This is a genomic window from Amycolatopsis sp. NPDC088138, from assembly GCF_044741685.1.
GTDB lineage: Bacteria > Actinomycetota > Actinomycetes > Mycobacteriales > Pseudonocardiaceae > Amycolatopsis.
In genome coordinates this window covers 1,512,748-1,530,131 of sequence record NZ_JBIUTB010000001.1, presented here as the reverse complement: position 1 = coordinate 1,530,131, position 17,384 = coordinate 1,512,748, and the positions used below count along the sequence as shown (strand labels likewise).

The following is a 17,384-nucleotide window of genomic DNA, read 5'->3' as shown; positions in this document are numbered from 1 at the left end:
TCCTCGGCGAACGGCTCATGTACGGGATGTGTCCTCGATCACACACCCGTTACCCTGGTCACGGCAAGGCACTGGTCCCGGGACCAGCCGAATGCCCGGGGGAGCGGGGCGAGGGGGAGTTTTGTGACGGTGAACAGGCGTACCTTCCTGCGGATTTCGGGGGCCGTACCGGTGGCGGGGTTGGCCGGCGGACTGCCGGGAGACGAGTGGGACCGGCTCCGCCGGAAGCTGGCCGGACCGCTGTTCCGGCCGGGTGATCCGGGTTATCCGGAGGCGAAGCAGGGCTATTTCACGATGTACGACTTCCGGATGCCCGCGGCCGTCGTCGGCGCCACGCGGGTCGAGGACGTCCAGGCGGCCGTGGCCTTCGCGGCCCGGCACGACCTGCCGATCGCGGCGCGCAGCGGCGGCCACAGCTATCCCGGTTACTCCACAGTGGACGCCGGGATCGTGGTCGACCTCAGCCGGTTCTCGGGGGTCGGCGTCCGGCCGGACGGGCGCGCGGTGATCGGCGCCGGGGCGCTGCTGGGCCCGATCGCCACGACGCTCGCCGCGGCGGGACGGGTGCTGCCCGCCGGCAGCTGCGACACGGTCGGCATCGCCGGCCTCGCGCTCGGCGGCGGGGTCGGCGTGCTGGACCGCAAGTACGGGCTGACCTGCGATCACCTGGAGGCCGCGCGGATCGTCACGGCGGACGGCCGGGTGCGCACGGTTTCGGCCGCCGCGGAGCCGGACCTGTTCTGGGCGCTGCGCGGCGGGGGCGGCGGCAACTTCGGGATCGTCACCGGGTTCACGTTCGCGACGGTGCCGATCGCCGACGTCGCCACCTTCGAGCTGCACTTCCCGGTGGGCACCCAGGCCGCGCTGCTCGCCGCCTGGCAGGAGTGGCAGCCGGCGATGCCGGACGAGCTGTGGTCCGGCATGGGGCTCGCGGCGGGCGAGGCTTCGCTCAGCGGCACGTTCCTCGGCCCCGAGGTTCGGCTGAAGGAACTGCTCGACGACCTGATCCGCCGCGTCGGCACACCGCCGACCGGCGGGGGACAGCGGGTGCTGGACCACCTGAGCGCGATGCGGACCTTCGACGGCCACGACTCCCGGCCGGGGGCGGCGGTCAAGGCCCGGGCGGCCTACGTCGGGACGTCGCGGATGCTCACGCGGCCGCTCGGCGACCCGGGTGCGGTGGTCGGCGTGCTGACCCGGGACCCGCTCGTCCGCACGATCGTCGACTCGGGCGGCGGCGCCATCGCGCGCGTGGGCGTCCGGGAAACGCCGTTCCCGCACCGGAAGGCCCTGGCCAGCCTCCAGTTCCTGCACGGCGCCGAGCCCGCGGACGGCGGCGAGGCCGAGGCCCGGCGTTCGCTCGCCCTCGTGCGGGACGGGCTCGGGCCGGAGTTCGGCACCACCGGGTACGTGAACTACCTCGACCCGGAGATGCCGGACTGGCCGGTGGCGTACTACGGGGTGAACCTCCCGCGGTTGCGGGCGGTCGCCCGGAGGTACGACCCGCGAGGAATTTTCGCTTTCCCGCAAGGACTTTCCGCGCCTGGCTCGACTGTCCACAAGGGATCGTCCTAGACTGCGGCGGTCCCGGCGGGAAGGCAGCGCGTGCTCGACCTGGCATTCTCCACAGAGGACCTGGCGCACACCCGGTTCGCGTTCTCACCCGCGTGGGAGATCGTGGCGAGCGTCCGCGTCCTGAACCAGCCGGGGGAGCACGCGCTGCACCTGCCGTGGGTCAAGCGCGCCACGGCGGCGCTCGACCAGGCCGGGCTGGACATCTCGCTCCTGCGCGAGCTGGTGCCCGTCCGGCACCTGCCGGGCTTCCTGGCGGGCACGCCCTCGACCCCGCTGCCGGAGCTGGCCGACGAGCTCGCCGACCTCCGCGACGTGCCGGCCCGCCTCGTCCGGCGCGAGGTGGACGCGATGGCCGTGCCGCGTTCGCCCGCGCTGAACCGCTTCCACCGCGACCCGGAAGCGGGTCTCGAGCGGCTCGCGACGCTGATGGAGGCGTACTGGGACCTCGTGCTGGCGCCCGACTGGCCCCGGATCCGGGCGCTGCTCGAGGCCGACGTGCTGCACCGGTCGCGGCTGCTGGCCCGCGGCGGGGCCGCCGAGCTGTTCAACGACCTCACCCCGATGGTCCGGTGGCGGGGCGGCACGCTCTCGGTGGCGCACCGGCACCTGCACGCCGCCGTCCCGCTCGACGGGCGCGGCCTGGTGCTGGTGCCCTCGGCGTTCGTCTGGCCGCGGGTGTTCTCCAAGACCGACCCGCGCTGGCAGCCGGTGCTGCGGTACCCGCCGCGCGGGATCGCGACGCTGTGGGAGACCGGCACCGCCGTCGCGCCGGGTGCGCTGGCCGCCGTGGTGGGCCGCGGCCGGGCCCTGCTGCTGGCCGAGCTGGCCGCACCGGCGTCCACTTCGGAACTGGCCCGCCGGACCCGGCTCAGTGCCGGGGCCGTGTCGCAGCACCTCGGCGTGCTCAAGGCCGCGGGCCTGGTCAGCGGGCATCGTGCCGGACGTCACGTGCTCTACGCACGCACCCGGGCCGCGGAGGTCCTGGTCGGCGGCGTGCCGGAAGTGGACTCCTGAGATAGCCGTGTACTGGCCTGCTTGAAGGGGCCACCGCCGACCTACGCTCGGAGTCGTCACCCCCTGTTCTTCTTGTGGAAAGGCCCCGTCGTGTCCGAGCAGCAGACCACCTCCAGAGGCACCGTCCAGTCCGTCACCGGCACCGCCAAGGTGAAGCGCGGCATGGCCGAGATGCTCAAGGGCGGCGTGATCATGGACGTGGTCACCGCCGACCAGGCGAAGATCGCCGAAGACGCCGGCGCGGTCGCGGTGATGGCGCTGGAGCGCGTGCCCGCCGACATCCGCGCGCAGGGCGGTGTCGCGCGGATGAGCGACCCCGACCTGATCGACGGCATCATCGAGGCCGTCTCGATCCCGGTGATGGCTAAGGCGCGCATCGGCCACTTCGTCGAGGCGCAGGTGCTGCAGTCCCTCGGCGTCGACTACGTGGACGAGTCCGAGGTGCTCACCCCGGCCGACTACGCCAACCACATCGACAAGTGGGCGTTCACCGTCCCCTTCGTCTGCGGCGCGACCAATCTCGGCGAGGCCCTGCGCCGGATCACCGAGGGCGCGGCGATGATCCGCTCCAAGGGTGAGGCCGGCACCGGCGACGTCTCCAACGCCACCACGCACATGCGCCGGATCCGCGGCGAGATCCGCAAGCTGACGTCGCTGCCGGAGGACGAGCTGTTCGTCGCGGCGAAGGAGCTGCAGGCGCCGTACGAGCTGGTGAAGGAGGTGGCGCAGGCCGGCAAGCTCCCGGTGGTGCTGTTCACCGCAGGCGGCATCGCCACCCCGGCCGACGCGGCGATGATGATGCAGCTCGGCGCCGAGGGCGTGTTCGTCGGCTCCGGCATCTTCAAGTCCGGCAACCCGGCCCAGCGCGCCGAGGCGATCGTCAAGGCCACGACCTTCTACGACGACCCGGACGTGCTGGCCAAGGTCTCGCGCGGCCTCGGCGAGGCCATGGTCGGCATCAACGTCGAAGAGCTGCCGGAGCCGCACCGCCTCGCCGACCGCGGCTGGTGACTCCCTAGACGTACTTCCTAGATGTACTCGGAGATCTCGACGCCGTAGGTGCCCGGCTCGAGGGCTTCGAAGATGTGCGGGACGTCGCCCGGGTAGGCGATGTAGTCGCCGGGGAGCAGCTCCTCCGGCGCCTCCAGCACGCCCACCCTGGCGCGTCCGGCGCACAGCACGATGTGCTCCATCACGCCGGTCATGTGCGGGTCGGACCGCCGCGGTGTGCCCGGCTCGGCGCGGATCAGGTACATGTCCCGCCGGGCCGAGGGGGGACACGCCGACAGCAGCGTGCACGCGTAGTCGGCGTGTTCGGCGAACACCGTGGGCCCCTTGCCGGCCCGGATCACCCGGACCTTCGGCCGGTCCGGCTCCACCAGCCGTGAGAACGGCACGTCGAGCGCGACGCCGAGGGCCCAGAGCGTCTCGACGCTGGGGTTGCCGGTACCGGACTCCAGCTGCGAGAGCGTCGACTTGGCCAGGCCCGCGCGGCGGGCCACTTCGGTCAGGGACAGGCCCGCGCGGGTCCGTTCGCGGCGCAGCGACGCCGCGATGATCTCCAGCGGCGCGCCGGTGGTTTCCTGCGACATGCCGTTCGCTCCATCGGTCTGTACGTTCGCCTTGACGAACACGGGTGCCTGTGTTCACCATAGAACACATGCGTTCGATATGGCGAACACTCGACCGGGCTCTCGCCCGGGACATCGGCCTGGTCTGCTTGGCCGATTGTCTCGTGGGGGTCTCCTACGGCGCGATCGCGGTGGGCTCCGGCTTCCCGATCTGGGCGCCGATGCTGATGTCCCTGCTGGTCTTCGCGGGGGCGTCGCAGTTCATGTTCATCGGGATCGTGGCCTCCGGCGGCAACCCGTTCGCCGCGGTCTTGGCCGGGCTGCTGGTCAACGCGCGGCACCTGCCGTTCGGGTTCGCCATCGGCGACGTCCTCGGCAAGCGGTGGGGGGCGCGGCTGGCCGGCAGCCACCTGATGAGCGACGAGACGGTCGCGTTCGCGCTGGCCCAGGAGGAGATGCACCGGCGTCGCGCGACCTACTGGGCCTGCGGGCTGGGCCTGTTCACCTGCTGGAACATCGGCGTGGTGATCGGGGCGTCCGCGGGCAGCGCGATCAGCGACACCGACGCGTTCGGGCTGGACGCGGCGTTCCCCGCCGTCCTGCTGGCCCTGGTGCTGCCCTCCCTGCGCGACCGCGCGGCGCGGCTGCCGGTGCTGCTCGGCGTCGTCATCGCGCTGGCGGCGGTGCCGTTCGTGCCCGCCGGGGTGCCGGTGCTGCTCGCCCTCGTGGGCGTGCTCGCCGGCGTTGCGGCTCGCGAACCCGAGAAGCAGGAGGTCGGCTGATGGACGGCACCGAACTGATCATCGGCACGGTCGTGCTGGCCCTGGGCACCTTCGCCTTCCGCCTCGCCGGACCGGTGCTGCGCGAACGGGTGAAACTCTCGCCGAAGGCCGAACGGCTCATGGTGCTCGGCGCGGTCGTGCTGCTGGCCGCGCTGGTCGCGGTCAGCGCGTTCACCGAAGAGCACTCGTTCGCCGGGTTCGCCCGGCCGGCGGGGGTCCTGGTCGGGGGAGTGCTGGCCTGGCGCAAGGCCCCGTTCGTGGTGGTGGTCATCGCGGCGGCGGCCACGGCGGCGCTGCTCCGCCTCGCCGGGGTCCCCTGACCTGCCGCTCCGCTGTCGCGGGAGTGCGTCTAGGCTGGTGGGAAGGGTCTTTCGGGAGGTTGGGTGTCGTCCAAGCCGGTCGTCGGTGTGCTCGCCATGCAGGGCGCCGTGCGCGAGCACGTCGCGATGCTGGAAGAGGCGGGCGCGCGGGCGATCCCGGTGCGCCGGGCCACCGAGCTGTCCGAAGTGGACGGTCTGGTGCTGCCCGGTGGCGAGTCGACCACGATGTCCCGGTTGCTCGAGACGTTCGAGCTGCTGGAGCCCCTGCGCGAGCGGATCGCCGGCGGGCTGCCCGCGTTCGGCTCGTGCGCCGGGATGATCCTGCTGGCGCGCCAGACCCTCGACGGGCGGCCGGACCAGCAGCAGCTCGGCGGCCTCGACGTGGTCGTCCGGCGCAATGCCTTCGGCAGGCAGGTCGATTCGTTCGAAGCCGACCTCGATTTCGCCGGGGTGGACGGCGGTGGAGTGCACGCCGTGTTCATCCGGGCCCCGTGGGTCGAGAAGGCCGGTGACGGCGTCGAGGTGCTGGCCACGGTCAGCGGCGTGCCCGGCCTGGGCGAGGAGACCGCTAGGATCGTCGCGGTCCGGCAAGGGGCGGTGCTGGCGACCGCGTTCCACCCGGAACTGACGCCCGACGTGCGGGTGCACCGGCTGTTCGTCGACCTCGTGCGGCAGACGGCCTGAGACGCGGTGCCCGGCCGGGGTACGGAACAGATGGAGGAGAGATGAGCGGCCACTCCAAGTGGGCCACCACGAAGCACAAGAAGGCCAACCTCGACGCGAAGCGCGGCAAGCTCTTCGCTCGGTTGATCAAGAACATCGAGGTGGCCGCGCGGACCGGCACCGGTGGTGGCGACCCGGACGGCAACCCCACGCTCTACGACGCCATCCAGAAGGCGAAGAAGAACTCGGTTCCGCAGGACAACATCGAGCGGGCCCGCAAGCGCGGTGGCGGTGAAGAGGCCGGCGGCGCCGACTGGCAGAACATCACGTACGAGGGTTACGGCCCCAACGGCGTGGCGGTGCTGATCGAGTGCCTCACCGACAACAAGAACCGGGCCGCGATGGAGGTCCGCACCGCGCTCACCCGCAACGGCGGCTCCCTCGCCGACCCGGGTTCGGTCGCCTACATGTTCAACCGCAAGGGCGTCGTGATCATGCCGAAGGCGGACGCCACCGAGGACGACGTCCTGATGGCGGTCCTCGACGCGGGCGCCGAGGAGGTCAACGACCTCGACGAGAGCTTCGAGATCGTTTCGGAGGGCGGCGACCTGGTCCCGGTGCGCAAGGCACTGCAGGAGGCCGGGTTCGAGTACGAGTCGGCGGAGATGACGTTCCTCCCGACGGTCAGCGTCCCCCTGGACGCGGACGGCGCGAAGAAGGTCTTCAAGCTGATCGACGCGCTCGAGGATTGCGACGACGTCCAGAACGTCTACGCGAACTTCGACGTTTCGGACGAGGTGCTCGCCGAAGTCGGCTGACGACGAACGGGCATGTCTCGAAGGCCGCCACCAGGGTACGGAACCGAGTGGCGGCTTTCGGGCTGCTTGGCCCCGAGAACGTCTACGCACGGTGTTGCATTCCACGTTTCGGACGAGGTGCTCGCCGAAGTCGGCTGAGCACCACAGCAAAAAGAAATGCGCCGCGGGACATCCCGCGGCGCATTTCTTTTTCCTTGCCCCGCAACGCATCCCGGCCCGATCCGGCAACTTTCCGGGCCCGGGTACTGGGCGCCGGCGGACTCGTCAGGCAGAATGTGCGCCGTGACCTCGACGACGCCCGCCGCATCCGCCGAACTCACCGCCGACCTGACGGCGGACGAGCAGCGCCTGCTCGAATGGATCGAGACGCAGGCGAAGGAACGCGGGAACGCCGTCGTCACGGTCGCCGGCGACGACGAGGGCGCCGGCTACTGCTTCACCGCCTGCGCGTGGGCGCTGCACAACGTGCCCGAGGCCGTCGTCGTGGGGCTGCCCGAGCAGATGGGCCAGGTCCTGCTCGACGCCTACGTCGACCGCGCCGCCAACGGCGAGATCTTCGAGGTCGGCCACCGCTACGACGACTTCTTCGACGGCGTCCCGGTGGTCCTCGAGCGGGTCGCCAAGGGGCACTACCCCGAGTACTTCGGCACCGCGTTCCTCATCTACCCGGACGGCGACTTCCCGGCCCTGCAGCTGATCGTCGCCACGCCGGAGGGCAAGTTCCCGTGGCACCCCGACGCGCCCGAGGGCTTCGCGAAGTGGCAGCTCGTGCTCACCGAGAGCGGCGACCCCGAGAGCTGGACCCCCGGCGTCGACGGTCCCTGATTCAGAACTTCCGCAGGTCGGCGGCCGCTGACGGGTACTCCGCGGCGAGGTCGGCCGCCGTCGCGAACTCCACGCTGTCGTCGGTGTAGGGCGGCACCACGACCGTGCCCAGCAGGCTCCACGCGCCCAGCGTGACGGTCGCCTGCCAGGTCCCGGCGGGCACCACGACCTGCGGCCGCTGCCCGGCCGCGACGTCCGTGCCGAGAACGGGCCGCTCGACCGAGCCGTCCGGGTGCAGCAGCAGCATCGCGGCCGCCGCGCCCGCGTGGTGGGCGTACACCTCGACCCGGTCCAGCCGGTGCGGCGCGGAGAGCTCGGGCGCGACGAGCAGGTAGTAGATCGCGGACCCGGTGTCCGAGCGCCAGCTCTGCGCCCACCGGCCGCCCTCCACCGGCAGCGGCTGAAGTCCCAGGTGGGTGATGAAATCCGATGGCTCCGGCATGTCAGCCATCCTGCCGCAGTGCCGCCCAGTAGCCTGCAAGCTCGAACTGATGTTCGCGACGGGAGGACAACAGCGTGCGGGTGCTCGGGGTCGACCCCGGTCTGACCAGGTGCGGCCTGGGCGTGGTCGACGGCGGCAAGGGCCGGTCCGTCCGGTGCGTGGCCGTGGACGTCGTGCGGACGCCGCCCGACGCGGATCTCGCGCACCGGCTGCTCGGCATCTCCGACGAGGTCGAGCGCTGGATGGACAGGTACAAGCCGGCCGCGGTCGCCGTCGAGCGGGTGTTCGCGCAGCACAACGTCCGCACGGCGATGGGCACCGCGCAGGCGGGCGGTGTCGTCGCGCTGGCCGCCGCGCGCCGGGGCCTGCCGGTCGTGTTCCACACCCCGAGTGAGGTCAAGGCCGCGGTCAGCGGTTCGGGACGGGCGGACAAGGCCCAGGTCACGGCCATGGTCATGCGGCTGCTCAACCTCGAGGTCGCACCGCACCCCGCCGACGCCGCGGACGCGCTCGCGCTGGCCATCTGCCACCTCTGGCGGGAGCCGATGCGGGCCCGGCTCGCCGAGGCCGAAGCCCGCGCGGCCGAGATGGCCCGCACGCACAAGGCTCGGCTGGCCGCGGCCGCGAAACAGGCCACGGTCCGCAAGCCCGTGGCCAAGAAACTCCCGGCCAAGCAATCACTGGTGAAGAAGCCCGCGGTGCCGAGTCCCGCGGTCGAGAACCCTGGAGCAGCACGATGATCTCGTCGGTACGCGGAGAAGTCCTTTCGGTCGCCCTGGACCACGTCGTGGTCGAGGTCGGCGGGGTGGGCCTCGCCGTGCAGGCCACCCCGGCGACCCTGGCCACCCTGCGCCGCGGCGAGGAGACCCGGCTGCACACCGCGCTCATCGTCCGCGAGGACTCGCTGACCCTGTTCGGGTTCGCCGACGCCGACGCGCGGGAGCTGTTCGGCCTGCTGCAGACGGTGTCCGGGATCGGGCCGCGGCTGGCGCTGGCCACCCTCGCCGTCCTCGACCCCGACAAGCTGCGCGGTGCGCTGGTGGAAGGCAACATCACCGTGCTCACCTCGGTGCCCGGCATCGGCCGCAAGGGCGCCGAGCGGCTCACCCTGGAGCTGCGCGACAAGGTCACCGCGCTCGGTTCCGGCGACGCGCCGGCCGTCAGCGCGCCGGGCGCGTTGCGCGCGGAGGTCGTCGAGGCGCTGGCCGGGCTCGGGTTCCCGGCGAAGCAGGCCGAGCAGGCCGTGGACAAGGTCCTCGCCGACGGCGACGGGCACACGACCTCCAGCGTGCTGCGTGCCTCGCTGACCACCCTCGGCCGGAAGCGGTAGGGCGTCTTGATGGACCATGAGGCCGTGACCGAGGAAGAGGACGACGCCCTCTCGGCGTGGGCCCAGAGTGGTGACGGGGACATCGAGGGCACGCTCCGGCCCCGGAAGCTCGACGAGTTCATCGGCCAGCCGCGCGTGCGCGAGCAGCTGGAGCTGGTGCTGGAGAGCGCGCGCCGCCGGGGGGTGCCGCCCGACCACGTGCTGTTCTCCGGGCCGCCCGGGCTGGGCAAGACGTCGATGGCGATGATCGTCGCGGCCGAGCTGGGCGCGGCCATCCGGATCACCTCCGGCCCGGCGCTGGAGCGGGCCGGCGACCTGGCCGCGATGCTGTCCAACCTCGCGCCCGGTGACGTCCTGTTCATCGACGAGATCCACCGGATCGCCCGCCCCGCCGAGGAGATGCTCTACCTGGCGATGGAGGACTTCCGGGTCGACGTCGTGGTCGGCAAGGGCCCCGGCGCCACGAGCATCCCGCTGGAGATCGCGCCGTTCACCCTGGTCGGGGCGACCACCCGGTCCGGTTCGCTGACCGGGCCGCTGCGCGACCGGTTCGGCTTCACCGGCCAGATGGAGTTCTACACCGACACCGAGCTGGACCTGGTCGTCCGCCGCGCGGCGACGATCCTCGACATCACGATCGACCGCGACGCCAGCGCGGAGGTCGCCGGCCGCTCGCGGGGCACGCCCCGGATCGCGAACCGGCTGCTGCGGCGCGTCCGCGACTACGCCGAGGTGCGGGCCGACGGCAAGGTGACCGTCGAGATCGCCCGGGCCGCGCTGGCCGTCTACGACGTCGACGAGCTGGGCCTCGACCGGCTCGACCGGGCCGTGCTCACCGCGCTGACCAAGTCCTTCGGCGGCGGGCCGGTCGGCATCTCGACGCTGGCGGTGGCCGTGGGGGAGGAGGCGACGACCGTGGAAGAGGTGTGTGAGCCCTACCTCGTGCGCGCCGGTATGCTCGCCCGCACCCCGCGTGGCCGGGTCGCGACCGCGACCGCGTGGGAACACCTCGGCCTGGTGCCGCCCGCCGATCACCCGGGGCGCCCGGACCAGGGCGGACCGGCGTCGTTCGAGCAGGACTGAACGGGCCGGACCGGCGGGTGGGTGCTGGCCTCCGCGCCGGTACCTGGCACACTTGGCAGGAGCACACACCCAAAGAAACGGACATTTCGGCTGGGCCCGTTGTCCGTCGAACGGAGAATCATGCAAAGTCTATTGCTGCCCCTGCTGCTGGTGCTCGTCCTCGCGGTGCCGCTGATCATGAGCTCGCGCAAGCAGAAGAAGCAGCAGGCGGCGCAGCAGGACCTGCAGAGCAGCCTGGCGCCCGGTGACCGCGTGATGACCACTTCCGGTCTTTACGGCACCGTCGCCGACACCTCGGGTGACAACACGATCGACATCGAGATCGCCCCGGGCGTCGTCACCACCTGGCTGCGGCTGGCCGTCCGCGAGAAGGTCGAGCCCGTTGTCGAGACCGACGAAGACTCCGTCGACGAAGAGGTCGTGACGCCGGTGACGTCCTCCGACGCGCCGGCCGAGGAGTCGATCATCCAGTCGGGCAACGGCATCAAGGACGACGAGCCGCAGACGACCGCGCAGGTCGCGCCGCCGCTGGAGCACGGCAAGAAGTAAGGCCCTCGCGGCATCCCCTGGGCAGGGCGCGAAACCTCCGACGAAAGTCGGTGTGGCCGCAACGCCGGGCTCACGCAGCACCGAGTAGTGTCTCGGTGCTGCGTGCGTGTCCGCCGTCATACCCGTGCCCGGGAGTGAATCGCACACAGTCCCGGCCCGGAAACCTCCGGGCGGGCACCGCTACGCCTGCGTAACCAGTCCGAGGAGACCGATCCACCGTGGCATCATCGGCCGGGCATCTCCGCCCGGGACGCTATCTCGCCTTCTTCGCCCTGATCGTGATCGTGCTTTACGGGCTGGTGTTCCTCACCGGCAACCACAAGCCGACCCCGAAGCTGGGCATCGACCTGCAAGGCGGCACCCGGGTCACCCTCACGGCCCGTACCCCGGACGGTGGCCAGCCCACCCGGGAGTCCCTGAACCAGGCGCGCCAGATCATCGAACGGCGTGTCAACGGGATCGGCGTCAGCGGCACCGAGGTGCTCCTCGACGGCAACAACGTCGTCATCACGGTCCCCGGCGAGCAGGGTGACCAGGCGAAGAACCTGGGCAAGACGGCGAAGCTGGGCTTCCGCAAGGTCGTCGCGAACGCGACGCAGCCGGTGGTGCCCCCGCAGACGACCCCGCCGCCCGCCTCGGGCACCCCGAGCACGCCGCCCGCCTCGGGCGCGCCTTCCTCGGGTGCACCGTCCTCGGGCGCGCCTTCGGCCACGTCGACCGCGGGCTCAAGCGCCCCGCCGACCAGCCCGGCCGCCGGTGGCGGCGGTGCCCCGGCCGCCGCGCCCGCGCAGGCGCAGAGCACCACCCCGGCCCCGCCGAGCAGCAGCACCCCGCCGCCCGCGTCGAGCCAGGCCCCGGCCCCGGTGGACGGCTCGGTCGACGCCGACACGGCCAAGCAGATCCAGGCCGCGAAGGCCGTCCGGCAGAACCCGCAGCTGATCGGCGCGGACGGCAACATGAACCAGGACCTCGTCGCCCAGGCGATGGCCTCGCTCACCTGCGCGCCGAACGCCAAGGACCCCCTCGAGGGCAACGACGACCCCAAGCTGCCGCTGGTCGCCTGCGGTGACCACGACACGTACAAGTACCTGCTGGAGCCGGAGTTCCTGCCGGGCACCGAGATCGCCGACTCGAGCTCGGGCTACGACCAGCAGCGCGGCCAGTGGGTGGTGAACCTCAGCTTCAAGAGCGAGGGCACCAAGATCTGGGCGGACTTCACCTCGAAGAACACCAACCAGCAGGCCGCGTTCGTGCTCGACACGCAGGTCGTCTCGGCGCCGAACATCCAGGTCGCGATCCTGGACGGCAACACCCAGATCACCGGCAAGTTCACGCAGTCCGAGGCGAAGGACCTCTCGGACATCCTGAAGTACGGCTCGCTGCCGCTGTCGTTCGCCTCCTCGGACGCGACCACGGTGTCGGCCACGCTGGGCCTGGCCTCGCTGCAGGCCGGCCTGCTCGCCGGCGGCATCGGCCTGCTGGTGGTCTTCATCTACTGCCTGTTCTACTACCGGCTGCTCGGCGTGCTCACCATCCTGTCGCTGGCGCTGTCCTTCTCGCTGGTGTTCGCGGTGCTGGTGCTGCTCGGGCGCTGGATCGGCTACACGCTGGACCTGGCGGGCATCGCCGGCCTGATCATCGCCATCGGCATCACGGCGGACTCGTTCGTCATCTACTTCGAACGAATAAAGGACGAGATCCGGGAGGGCCGGACGTTCCGGTCCGCGGTGCCCCGCGGCTGGACCCGGGCCCAGCGCACGATCCTGGCCTCGGACGCGGTGAGCTTCCTGGCCGCGGCGATCCTGTACATCATCGCGGTCGGCGACGTGCAGGGCTTCGCGTTCACCCTCGGCATGTCCACCGTGCTCGACCTGGTGATCGTCTACCTGGTCACGCACCCGCTGGTCGCGCTCGCGTCCACGTCGAAGTCGAAGTTCCTGTCCAACCCGAAGTACCTGGGCCTGGGCGCCGTGCAGCAAGTGGGTTCGCAGCGCAAGTCGACCTCGGTCGGCCGCGCGAACGTGAAGGAGGCCTGACGTGGGCGTCGAAGAACTGGGCAGGGACGCCGACGGCGACACCAAGGTCGCGGCGAAACCCGGCAAGCGGGACAGCATCTTCCGCCGGCTCTACGTCGGCACCGGCGCGTTCGACGTCGTCGGCAAGCGCAAGCGCTGGTACATCTTCTTCGCGGTGCTGGTGCTGGTGTGCCTCGCGTCGATGATCTTCCGCGGCTTCAACTTCGGCATCGAGTTCGAGGGCGGCACGCAGATCCAGATGCCGTCCGCCGGCGTCCACGGCGTGATCACCGAGGACCAGGCCAAGGAGTCGTTCCAGAAGGCGCTCGGCCACCAGCCCGCGGAGACGCAGAAGGTCGGCACGGGCGCCGCGTCGACGATCCAGATCCGCTCCGAGGTGCTCGACGCGGCGGACGTCGCCAAGGTCAAGCAGACGCTGTTCCAGGACCTGGGCCCGATCGGCAGCAACAACCAGCCGAGCGTGCAGGCGATCAGTGACAGCGCGGTCAGCGCGTCCTGGGGTGGCGAGATCTCGCAGAAGGCGCTGATCGCCCTCCTGGTGTTCCTCGTCGCGGTGGTCATCTTCCTGGCCGTCTACTTCGACCTCCGGATGGCGTCGGCGGCGCTCGTTTCGCTGCTGCACGACATCTTCGTCACCGCGGGCGTGTACTCGCTGGTCGGTTTCGAGGTCACGCCGGCGACGGTGATCGGCCTCCTGACGATCCTCGGGTTCTCGCTCTACGACACGGTGGTGGTGTTCGACAAGGTCCGCGAGAACACGCGCGGCCTGCTCGGGCTGACCCGCCGCACGTTCGGCGAAGCCGCGAACCTGGCGCTGAACCAGACCCTGATGCGGTCGTTCAACACCGCGTTCATCGCGCTGCTGCCGATCCTCGGCCTGCTGATCGTCGGGTACCTGCTGCTCGGCTCCGGCACGCTGCAGGACCTGGCGCTGGTGCAGCTCACGGGCACGATCGTCGGCGTCCTGTCGTCGGTCGCGCTGGCGACACCGCTGCTGGTGGACTTCAAGATGCGCGACCCGAAGTACCGGCAGCAGGCCGAGCGGGTCCAGCAGCGCCGGGCCAGCCAGGAGCGCAAGGCCGCGGGTGACGACTTCGACGCCTCGGACGACGACGCCCTGGCGAAGGAACTGCGCAAGGAGAAGGCGTACGCCGCCGCGGCGAGCGTGCCCGCCCGGATCCAGAAGCAGCGCCCGTCGGGCAAGCCGGCCGGGAAGCGGAAGCGCTGACGTGGAGCTGGAGAAGGCCCTCGGCCTGATCGCCGAGGTGCCGGACTTTCCCGAGCCCGGCGTGCTGTTCCGCGACCTGAGTCCGCTGTTCGCGGACGCGGGTGGCTTCAAAGCGGTGGTCGACGCGCTGGCGGGCACCCTCGACCCTCGCGTCGAGGCGCTCGCCGGCGTGGAGGCCCGCGGTTTCCTGCTGGCGGCGGCCGTCGGGTACGCCCGCGGCCTCGGCGTGGTGCTGATCCGCAAGCCGGGCAAGCTCCCGCAGGTCGCGGGCCGGGTCGACTACGCGCTGGAGTACGGCACGGCGACCGTCGAGCTGCCGGCCGGGGTGGTCCACCCCGGGCAGCGGATCGCGATCCTCGACGACGTCCTGGCCACGGGCGGCACGGTCGCGGCCACGGGCAAGCTCCTGGAGGACGCGGGCGCGGTCGTCGACAGCGTCTCGGTCGTCCTGGAACTGGCGGCCCTCGGCGGCCGCGGCGTGCTGGGGGACCGGAAGATCCACGCACTGCAGGTCTGCTGACGTCCCATGAGGGGCACCTTCACGGCCCTTAAAGCCGTGAAGGTGCCCCTCATGGCTTTCGCCACGCCGGGCGATCGGGTGAATCCGCTGGTCCGCGGCTTGGCATCACCCTGAACGGGCGCACCCGGCAGGGCGGGGAACCCGAACGGCTACCCTGGTGGTTCGAAGGCCGCACGAGCAGCAGGAGGTGCGGGTGAGCCAGGAGCTCGACGCCGCGGTGCCCGCTCAAGAGGGCACCCCGCAGAACGGGCAGGCGGCGGCACAGCCCGCGCCGCCGAAGCCGAACGGCGCGGCGCCGAACCCGTCCGCCACCCGGCGGGTGCGCGCCCGGCTCGCCCGGCGGATCACCGCCCAGCGCGCCGCCCCCGTCAAGCAGGTCCTCGAACCCCTGGCGGTCAGCCACCGCGAGCTCCACCCCAACGCCGACCTGGGGCTGCTGCAGCGCGCCTACGACGTCGCCGAGGAACTGCACCGGAGCCAGCGGCGCAAGTCCGGCGACCCGTACATCACGCACCCCCTCGCCGTCGCCACGATCCTCGCCGAGCTGGGCATGGACACCACGACGCTCGTCGCGGCGCTGCTGCACGACACCGTCGAGGACACCGGCTACGCCGTCGAGAGCCTGAAGGCGGACTTCGGCGAGAAGGTCGCCGAGCTGGTCGACGGCGTCACGAAGCTGGACAAGGTCAAGCTCGGCACGTCCGCCGAGGCCGAGACCATCCGCAAGATGGTCATCGCGATGGCCAAGGACCCGCGGGTGCTGGTCATCAAGCTCGCCGACCGGCTGCACAACATGCGCACGATGCGCTTCCTGCCGCCGGAGAAGCAGGCCCGCAAGGCCCGCGAGACGCTCGAAGTCCTCGCCCCGCTCGCGCACCGGCTCGGCATGGCCACGGTGAAGTGGGAGCTGGAGGACCTCGCGTTCGCCATCCTGCAGCCGAAGAAGTACGACGAGATCGTGCGCCTGGTCGCCGACCGCGCGCCTTCGCGCGACATCTACCTGCGCTCGGTCATCACGGACCTGACCAGCAACCTCGTCTCGTCGCGGATCACCGCGAAGGTCGAGGGCCGGCCCAAGCACTACTACTCGATCCACCAGAAGATGATCGTCCGCGGCCGCGACCTGGACGACATCCACGACCTGGTCGGCGTGCGGATCCTGGTCGAGGACGTCCGCGACTGCTACGCGGCGATGGGTGTCGTCCACGCGCTGTGGCAGCCGGTGCCCGGCCGCTTCAAGGACTACATCGCGCAGCCGCGGTTCAGCGTCTACCAGTCGCTGCACACCACGGTGATCGGCCCGGACGGCAAGCCCCTCGAGGTGCAGATCCGCACCTACGAGATGCACCGCACCGCCGAGTACGGCATCGCCGCGCACTGGCGGTACAAGGAGACCAAGGGCACGCACAACGGCAACGCCGTGGACGTCGACGAGATGGCGTGGATGCGCCAGCTCCTCGACTGGCAGCGGGAGGCGGCGGACCCGGGCGACTTCCTCGAGTCGCTGCGCTACGAGCTGGCCGCGCGCGAGATCTTCGTGTTCACGCCCAAGGGTGACGTGATCACGCTGCCCGTCGAGTCGACGCCGGTCGACTTCGCCTACGCCGTGCACACCGAGGTCGGGCACCGCTGCATCGGCGCCCGTGTCAACGGCCGCCTGGTCGCGCTGGAACGCAAGCTGGAAAACGGCGAAGTCGTCGAGATCTTCACCTCGAAGGCGGAGAACGCTGGCCCGAGTCGCGACTGGCTGCAGTTCGCGGGCTCGCCGAAGGCGCGCGCGAAGATCCGGCAGTGGTTCGCCAAGGAACGCCGCGACGAGGCGATCGAAGGCGGCAAGGAAGCCATCACCAAGGAGATCCGCAAGGTCGGCCTGCCGATCCAGCGGCTCGTCTCCGCCGAATCCATGGGCTCGATCGCCACCGAGCTGCGCCACGCCGACATCTCGTCGCTGTACGCGGCGGTCGGGGAGGGCCACACCAGCGCCAAGCACGTCGTCCAGCGCCTGGTCGCGCTGATCGGCGGGGTCGACGCGGCGGAGGAGGAGCTCGCCGAGCGGGCGACACCGTCCACCGTCACCCGGCGCCGCGGCTCCAACGACGTCGGCGTGGTGGTCAAGGGCGCGAGCGACGTCTGGGCGAAGCTCGCCCGCTGCTGCACCCCGGTGCCGGGCGACGAGATCCTCGGCTTCGTGACCCGCGGCGGCGGTGTCTCGGTCCACCGGACCGACTGCACCAACGCCGGTGACCTGCAGTCCCAGCCCGAGCGGCTGGTCGAGGTCGAGTGGGCGCCCTCGGCGTCGTCGGTGTTCCTGGTGGCCATCCAGGTCGAGGCGCTCGACCGGCACCGCCTGCTCTCGGACGTGACGAAGGTGCTGGCCGACGAGAAGGTCAACATCCTGTCGGCCTCGGTGACGACGTCCCGCGACCGGGTCGCGGTCAGCCGCTTCTCGTTCGAGATGGGCGACCCGAAGCACCTGGGCCACGTCCTCAAGGTGGTCCGCGGCGTGGAAGGCGTCTACGACGTCTACCGCGTGACCTCGGCGTCCTAGAACCTCCAGGCTTTGCGCGTCGCAAGTTGCTGACGTGGGAACGGGCTCGCCGCCGTCACCGGTAGGGGTCCGGCAGCGTG

At 71.3% G+C, this 17,384-nt stretch carries 18 protein-coding genes; 16 read left to right on the top strand and 2 right to left on the bottom strand.

All coding sequences use genetic code 11. The features are described 5' to 3' along the window. Window positions 1-129: 129 nt before the first annotated feature. The 3 genes from ACIOD2_RS06905 (at window position 130) to pdxS (ending at window position 3,600) form a co-directional block, all read left to right on the top strand. Window positions 130-1,575, top strand: coding sequence for an FAD-binding oxidoreductase (locus ACIOD2_RS06905; RefSeq protein ID WP_400535193.1), 1,446 nt, complete (start codon window positions 130-132; stop codon window positions 1,573-1,575). Between the two features lie 30 nt (window positions 1,576-1,605). After that, entirely contained in the window at window positions 1,606-2,589 is a 984-nt protein-coding gene (locus ACIOD2_RS06900) for a DUF5937 family protein (RefSeq protein WP_400535191.1), read from the top strand. 90 nt (window positions 2,590-2,679) lie between these two features. Continuing rightward, window positions 2,680-3,600, top strand: coding sequence for a pyridoxal 5'-phosphate synthase lyase subunit PdxS (gene pdxS, locus ACIOD2_RS06895; protein ID WP_400535190.1), 921 nt, complete (start codon window positions 2,680-2,682; stop codon window positions 3,598-3,600). Between the two features lie 17 nt (window positions 3,601-3,617). Here pdxS and ACIOD2_RS06890 read toward each other — a convergent pair whose 3' ends face one another. Next, the gene (locus ACIOD2_RS06890; RefSeq protein WP_400535188.1) at window positions 3,618-4,181 is read right to left on the bottom strand and encodes a helix-turn-helix domain-containing protein; all 564 of its coding nucleotides are present in this window, start codon (window positions 4,179-4,181) and stop codon (window positions 3,618-3,620) included. A 68-nt stretch (window positions 4,182-4,249) separates the two neighbouring features. Here ACIOD2_RS06890 and ACIOD2_RS06885 point away from each other — a divergent pair, with 68 nt between their 5' ends. From ACIOD2_RS06885 to ACIOD2_RS06865, 5 genes are all read left to right on the top strand, one after another. Beyond that, window positions 4,250-4,942, top strand: a complete 693-nt coding sequence (locus ACIOD2_RS06885; RefSeq protein WP_400535186.1) for an AzlC family ABC transporter permease — start codon at window positions 4,250-4,252, stop codon at window positions 4,940-4,942. Beyond that, window positions 4,942-5,262, top strand: a complete 321-nt coding sequence (locus ACIOD2_RS06880) for an AzlD domain-containing protein (protein ID WP_400535184.1) — start codon at window positions 4,942-4,944, stop codon at window positions 5,260-5,262. Before ACIOD2_RS06885 ends, ACIOD2_RS06880 begins: the two co-directional genes overlap by 1 nt. 63 nt (window positions 5,263-5,325) lie before the next feature. After that, window positions 5,326-5,946, top strand: coding sequence for a pyridoxal 5'-phosphate synthase glutaminase subunit PdxT (gene pdxT, locus ACIOD2_RS06875; RefSeq protein ID WP_400535183.1), 621 nt, complete (start codon window positions 5,326-5,328; stop codon window positions 5,944-5,946). Window positions 5,947-5,987: 41 nt separating this feature from the next. After that, entirely contained in the window at window positions 5,988-6,743 is a 756-nt protein-coding gene (locus ACIOD2_RS06870; protein ID WP_328454281.1) for a YebC/PmpR family DNA-binding transcriptional regulator, read from the top strand. Between the two features lie 273 nt (window positions 6,744-7,016). Beyond that, a complete protein-coding gene (locus ACIOD2_RS06865; protein ID WP_400535181.1) occupies window positions 7,017-7,568 on the top strand; it encodes a DUF4262 domain-containing protein in 552 nt (183 codons plus the stop codon). Window position 7,569: 1 nt separating this feature from the next. Here ACIOD2_RS06865 and ACIOD2_RS06860 read toward each other — a convergent pair whose 3' ends face one another. Next, window positions 7,570-8,010, bottom strand: a complete 441-nt coding sequence (locus ACIOD2_RS06860; protein ID WP_400535179.1) for a cupin domain-containing protein — start codon at window positions 8,008-8,010, stop codon at window positions 7,570-7,572. Window positions 8,011-8,084: 74 nt separating this feature from the next. Here ACIOD2_RS06860 and ruvC point away from each other — a divergent pair, with 74 nt between their 5' ends. The 8 genes from ruvC to ACIOD2_RS06820 all read left to right on the top strand — a co-directional run bounded on the left by ruvC (window position 8,085) and on the right by ACIOD2_RS06820 (window position 17,304). Continuing rightward, window positions 8,085-8,750, top strand: coding sequence for a crossover junction endodeoxyribonuclease RuvC (gene ruvC / locus ACIOD2_RS06855; RefSeq protein WP_400535177.1), 666 nt, complete (start codon window positions 8,085-8,087; stop codon window positions 8,748-8,750). Next, on the top strand, window positions 8,747-9,340 hold the full coding sequence (gene ruvA / locus ACIOD2_RS06850; RefSeq protein WP_400535175.1) for a Holliday junction branch migration protein RuvA: 594 nt from the start codon (window positions 8,747-8,749) through the stop codon (window positions 9,338-9,340). The genes ruvC and ruvA overlap by 4 nt, the downstream gene beginning before the upstream one ends. 9 nt (window positions 9,341-9,349) lie before the next feature. After that, window positions 9,350-10,423 carry a Holliday junction branch migration DNA helicase RuvB gene (ruvB, locus tag ACIOD2_RS06845; RefSeq protein WP_400535173.1) on the top strand — a complete coding sequence of 358 codons (1,074 nt, stop codon included), beginning with the start codon at window positions 9,350-9,352 and terminating at the stop codon, window positions 10,421-10,423. Between the two features lie 120 nt (window positions 10,424-10,543). Further along, window positions 10,544-10,972 (top strand): preprotein translocase subunit YajC, encoded by a 429-nt coding sequence (gene yajC / locus ACIOD2_RS06840; RefSeq protein ID WP_400535171.1) that lies wholly within the window; start codon window positions 10,544-10,546, stop codon window positions 10,970-10,972. A gap of 218 nt (window positions 10,973-11,190) precedes the next feature. Next, window positions 11,191-13,008: a protein translocase subunit SecD gene (gene secD / locus ACIOD2_RS06835; protein ID WP_400535169.1), complete on the top strand. Its 1,818-nt coding sequence runs from the start codon at window positions 11,191-11,193 to the stop codon at window positions 13,006-13,008. 1 nt (window position 13,009) lies between these two features. After that, window positions 13,010-14,236: a protein translocase subunit SecF gene (gene secF / locus ACIOD2_RS06830; RefSeq protein WP_400535167.1), complete on the top strand. Its 1,227-nt coding sequence runs from the start codon at window positions 13,010-13,012 to the stop codon at window positions 14,234-14,236. A 1-nt stretch (window position 14,237) separates the two neighbouring features. Continuing rightward, a complete protein-coding gene (locus ACIOD2_RS06825; protein WP_400535165.1) occupies window positions 14,238-14,756 on the top strand; it encodes an adenine phosphoribosyltransferase in 519 nt (172 codons plus the stop codon). A 193-nt stretch (window positions 14,757-14,949) separates the two neighbouring features. Next, entirely contained in the window at window positions 14,950-17,304 is a 2,355-nt protein-coding gene (locus ACIOD2_RS06820; RefSeq protein ID WP_400535163.1) for a RelA/SpoT family protein, read from the top strand. The last annotated feature ends 80 nt before the right edge of the window (window positions 17,305-17,384 follow it).

Bases quoted from the DNA above. Each gene is read 5' to 3' on its own strand.
- ACIOD2_RS06890 (WP_400535188.1), bottom strand. From the start codon at position 4,181: ATGTCGCAGGAAACCACCGGCGCGCCGCTGGAGATCATCGCGGCGTCG.
- ACIOD2_RS06885 (WP_400535186.1), top strand. From the start codon at position 4,250: ATGCGTTCGATATGGCGAACACTCGACCGGGCTCTCGCCCGGGACATC.
- ACIOD2_RS06880 (WP_400535184.1), top strand. From the start codon at position 4,942: ATGGACGGCACCGAACTGATCATCGGCACGGTCGTGCTGGCCCTGGGC.
- ACIOD2_RS06870 (WP_328454281.1), top strand. From the start codon at position 5,988: ATGAGCGGCCACTCCAAGTGGGCCACCACGAAGCACAAGAAGGCCAAC.
- ACIOD2_RS06865 (WP_400535181.1), top strand. From the start codon at position 7,017: ATGTGCGCCGTGACCTCGACGACGCCCGCCGCATCCGCCGAACTCACC.
- ACIOD2_RS06860 (WP_400535179.1), bottom strand. From the start codon at position 8,010: ATGCCGGAGCCATCGGATTTCATCACCCACCTGGGACTTCAGCCGCTG.
- ruvA (WP_400535175.1), top strand. From the start codon at position 8,747: ATGATCTCGTCGGTACGCGGAGAAGTCCTTTCGGTCGCCCTGGACCAC.
- ruvB (WP_400535173.1), top strand. From the start codon at position 9,350: ATGGACCATGAGGCCGTGACCGAGGAAGAGGACGACGCCCTCTCGGCG.
- yajC (WP_400535171.1), top strand. From the start codon at position 10,544: ATGCAAAGTCTATTGCTGCCCCTGCTGCTGGTGCTCGTCCTCGCGGTG.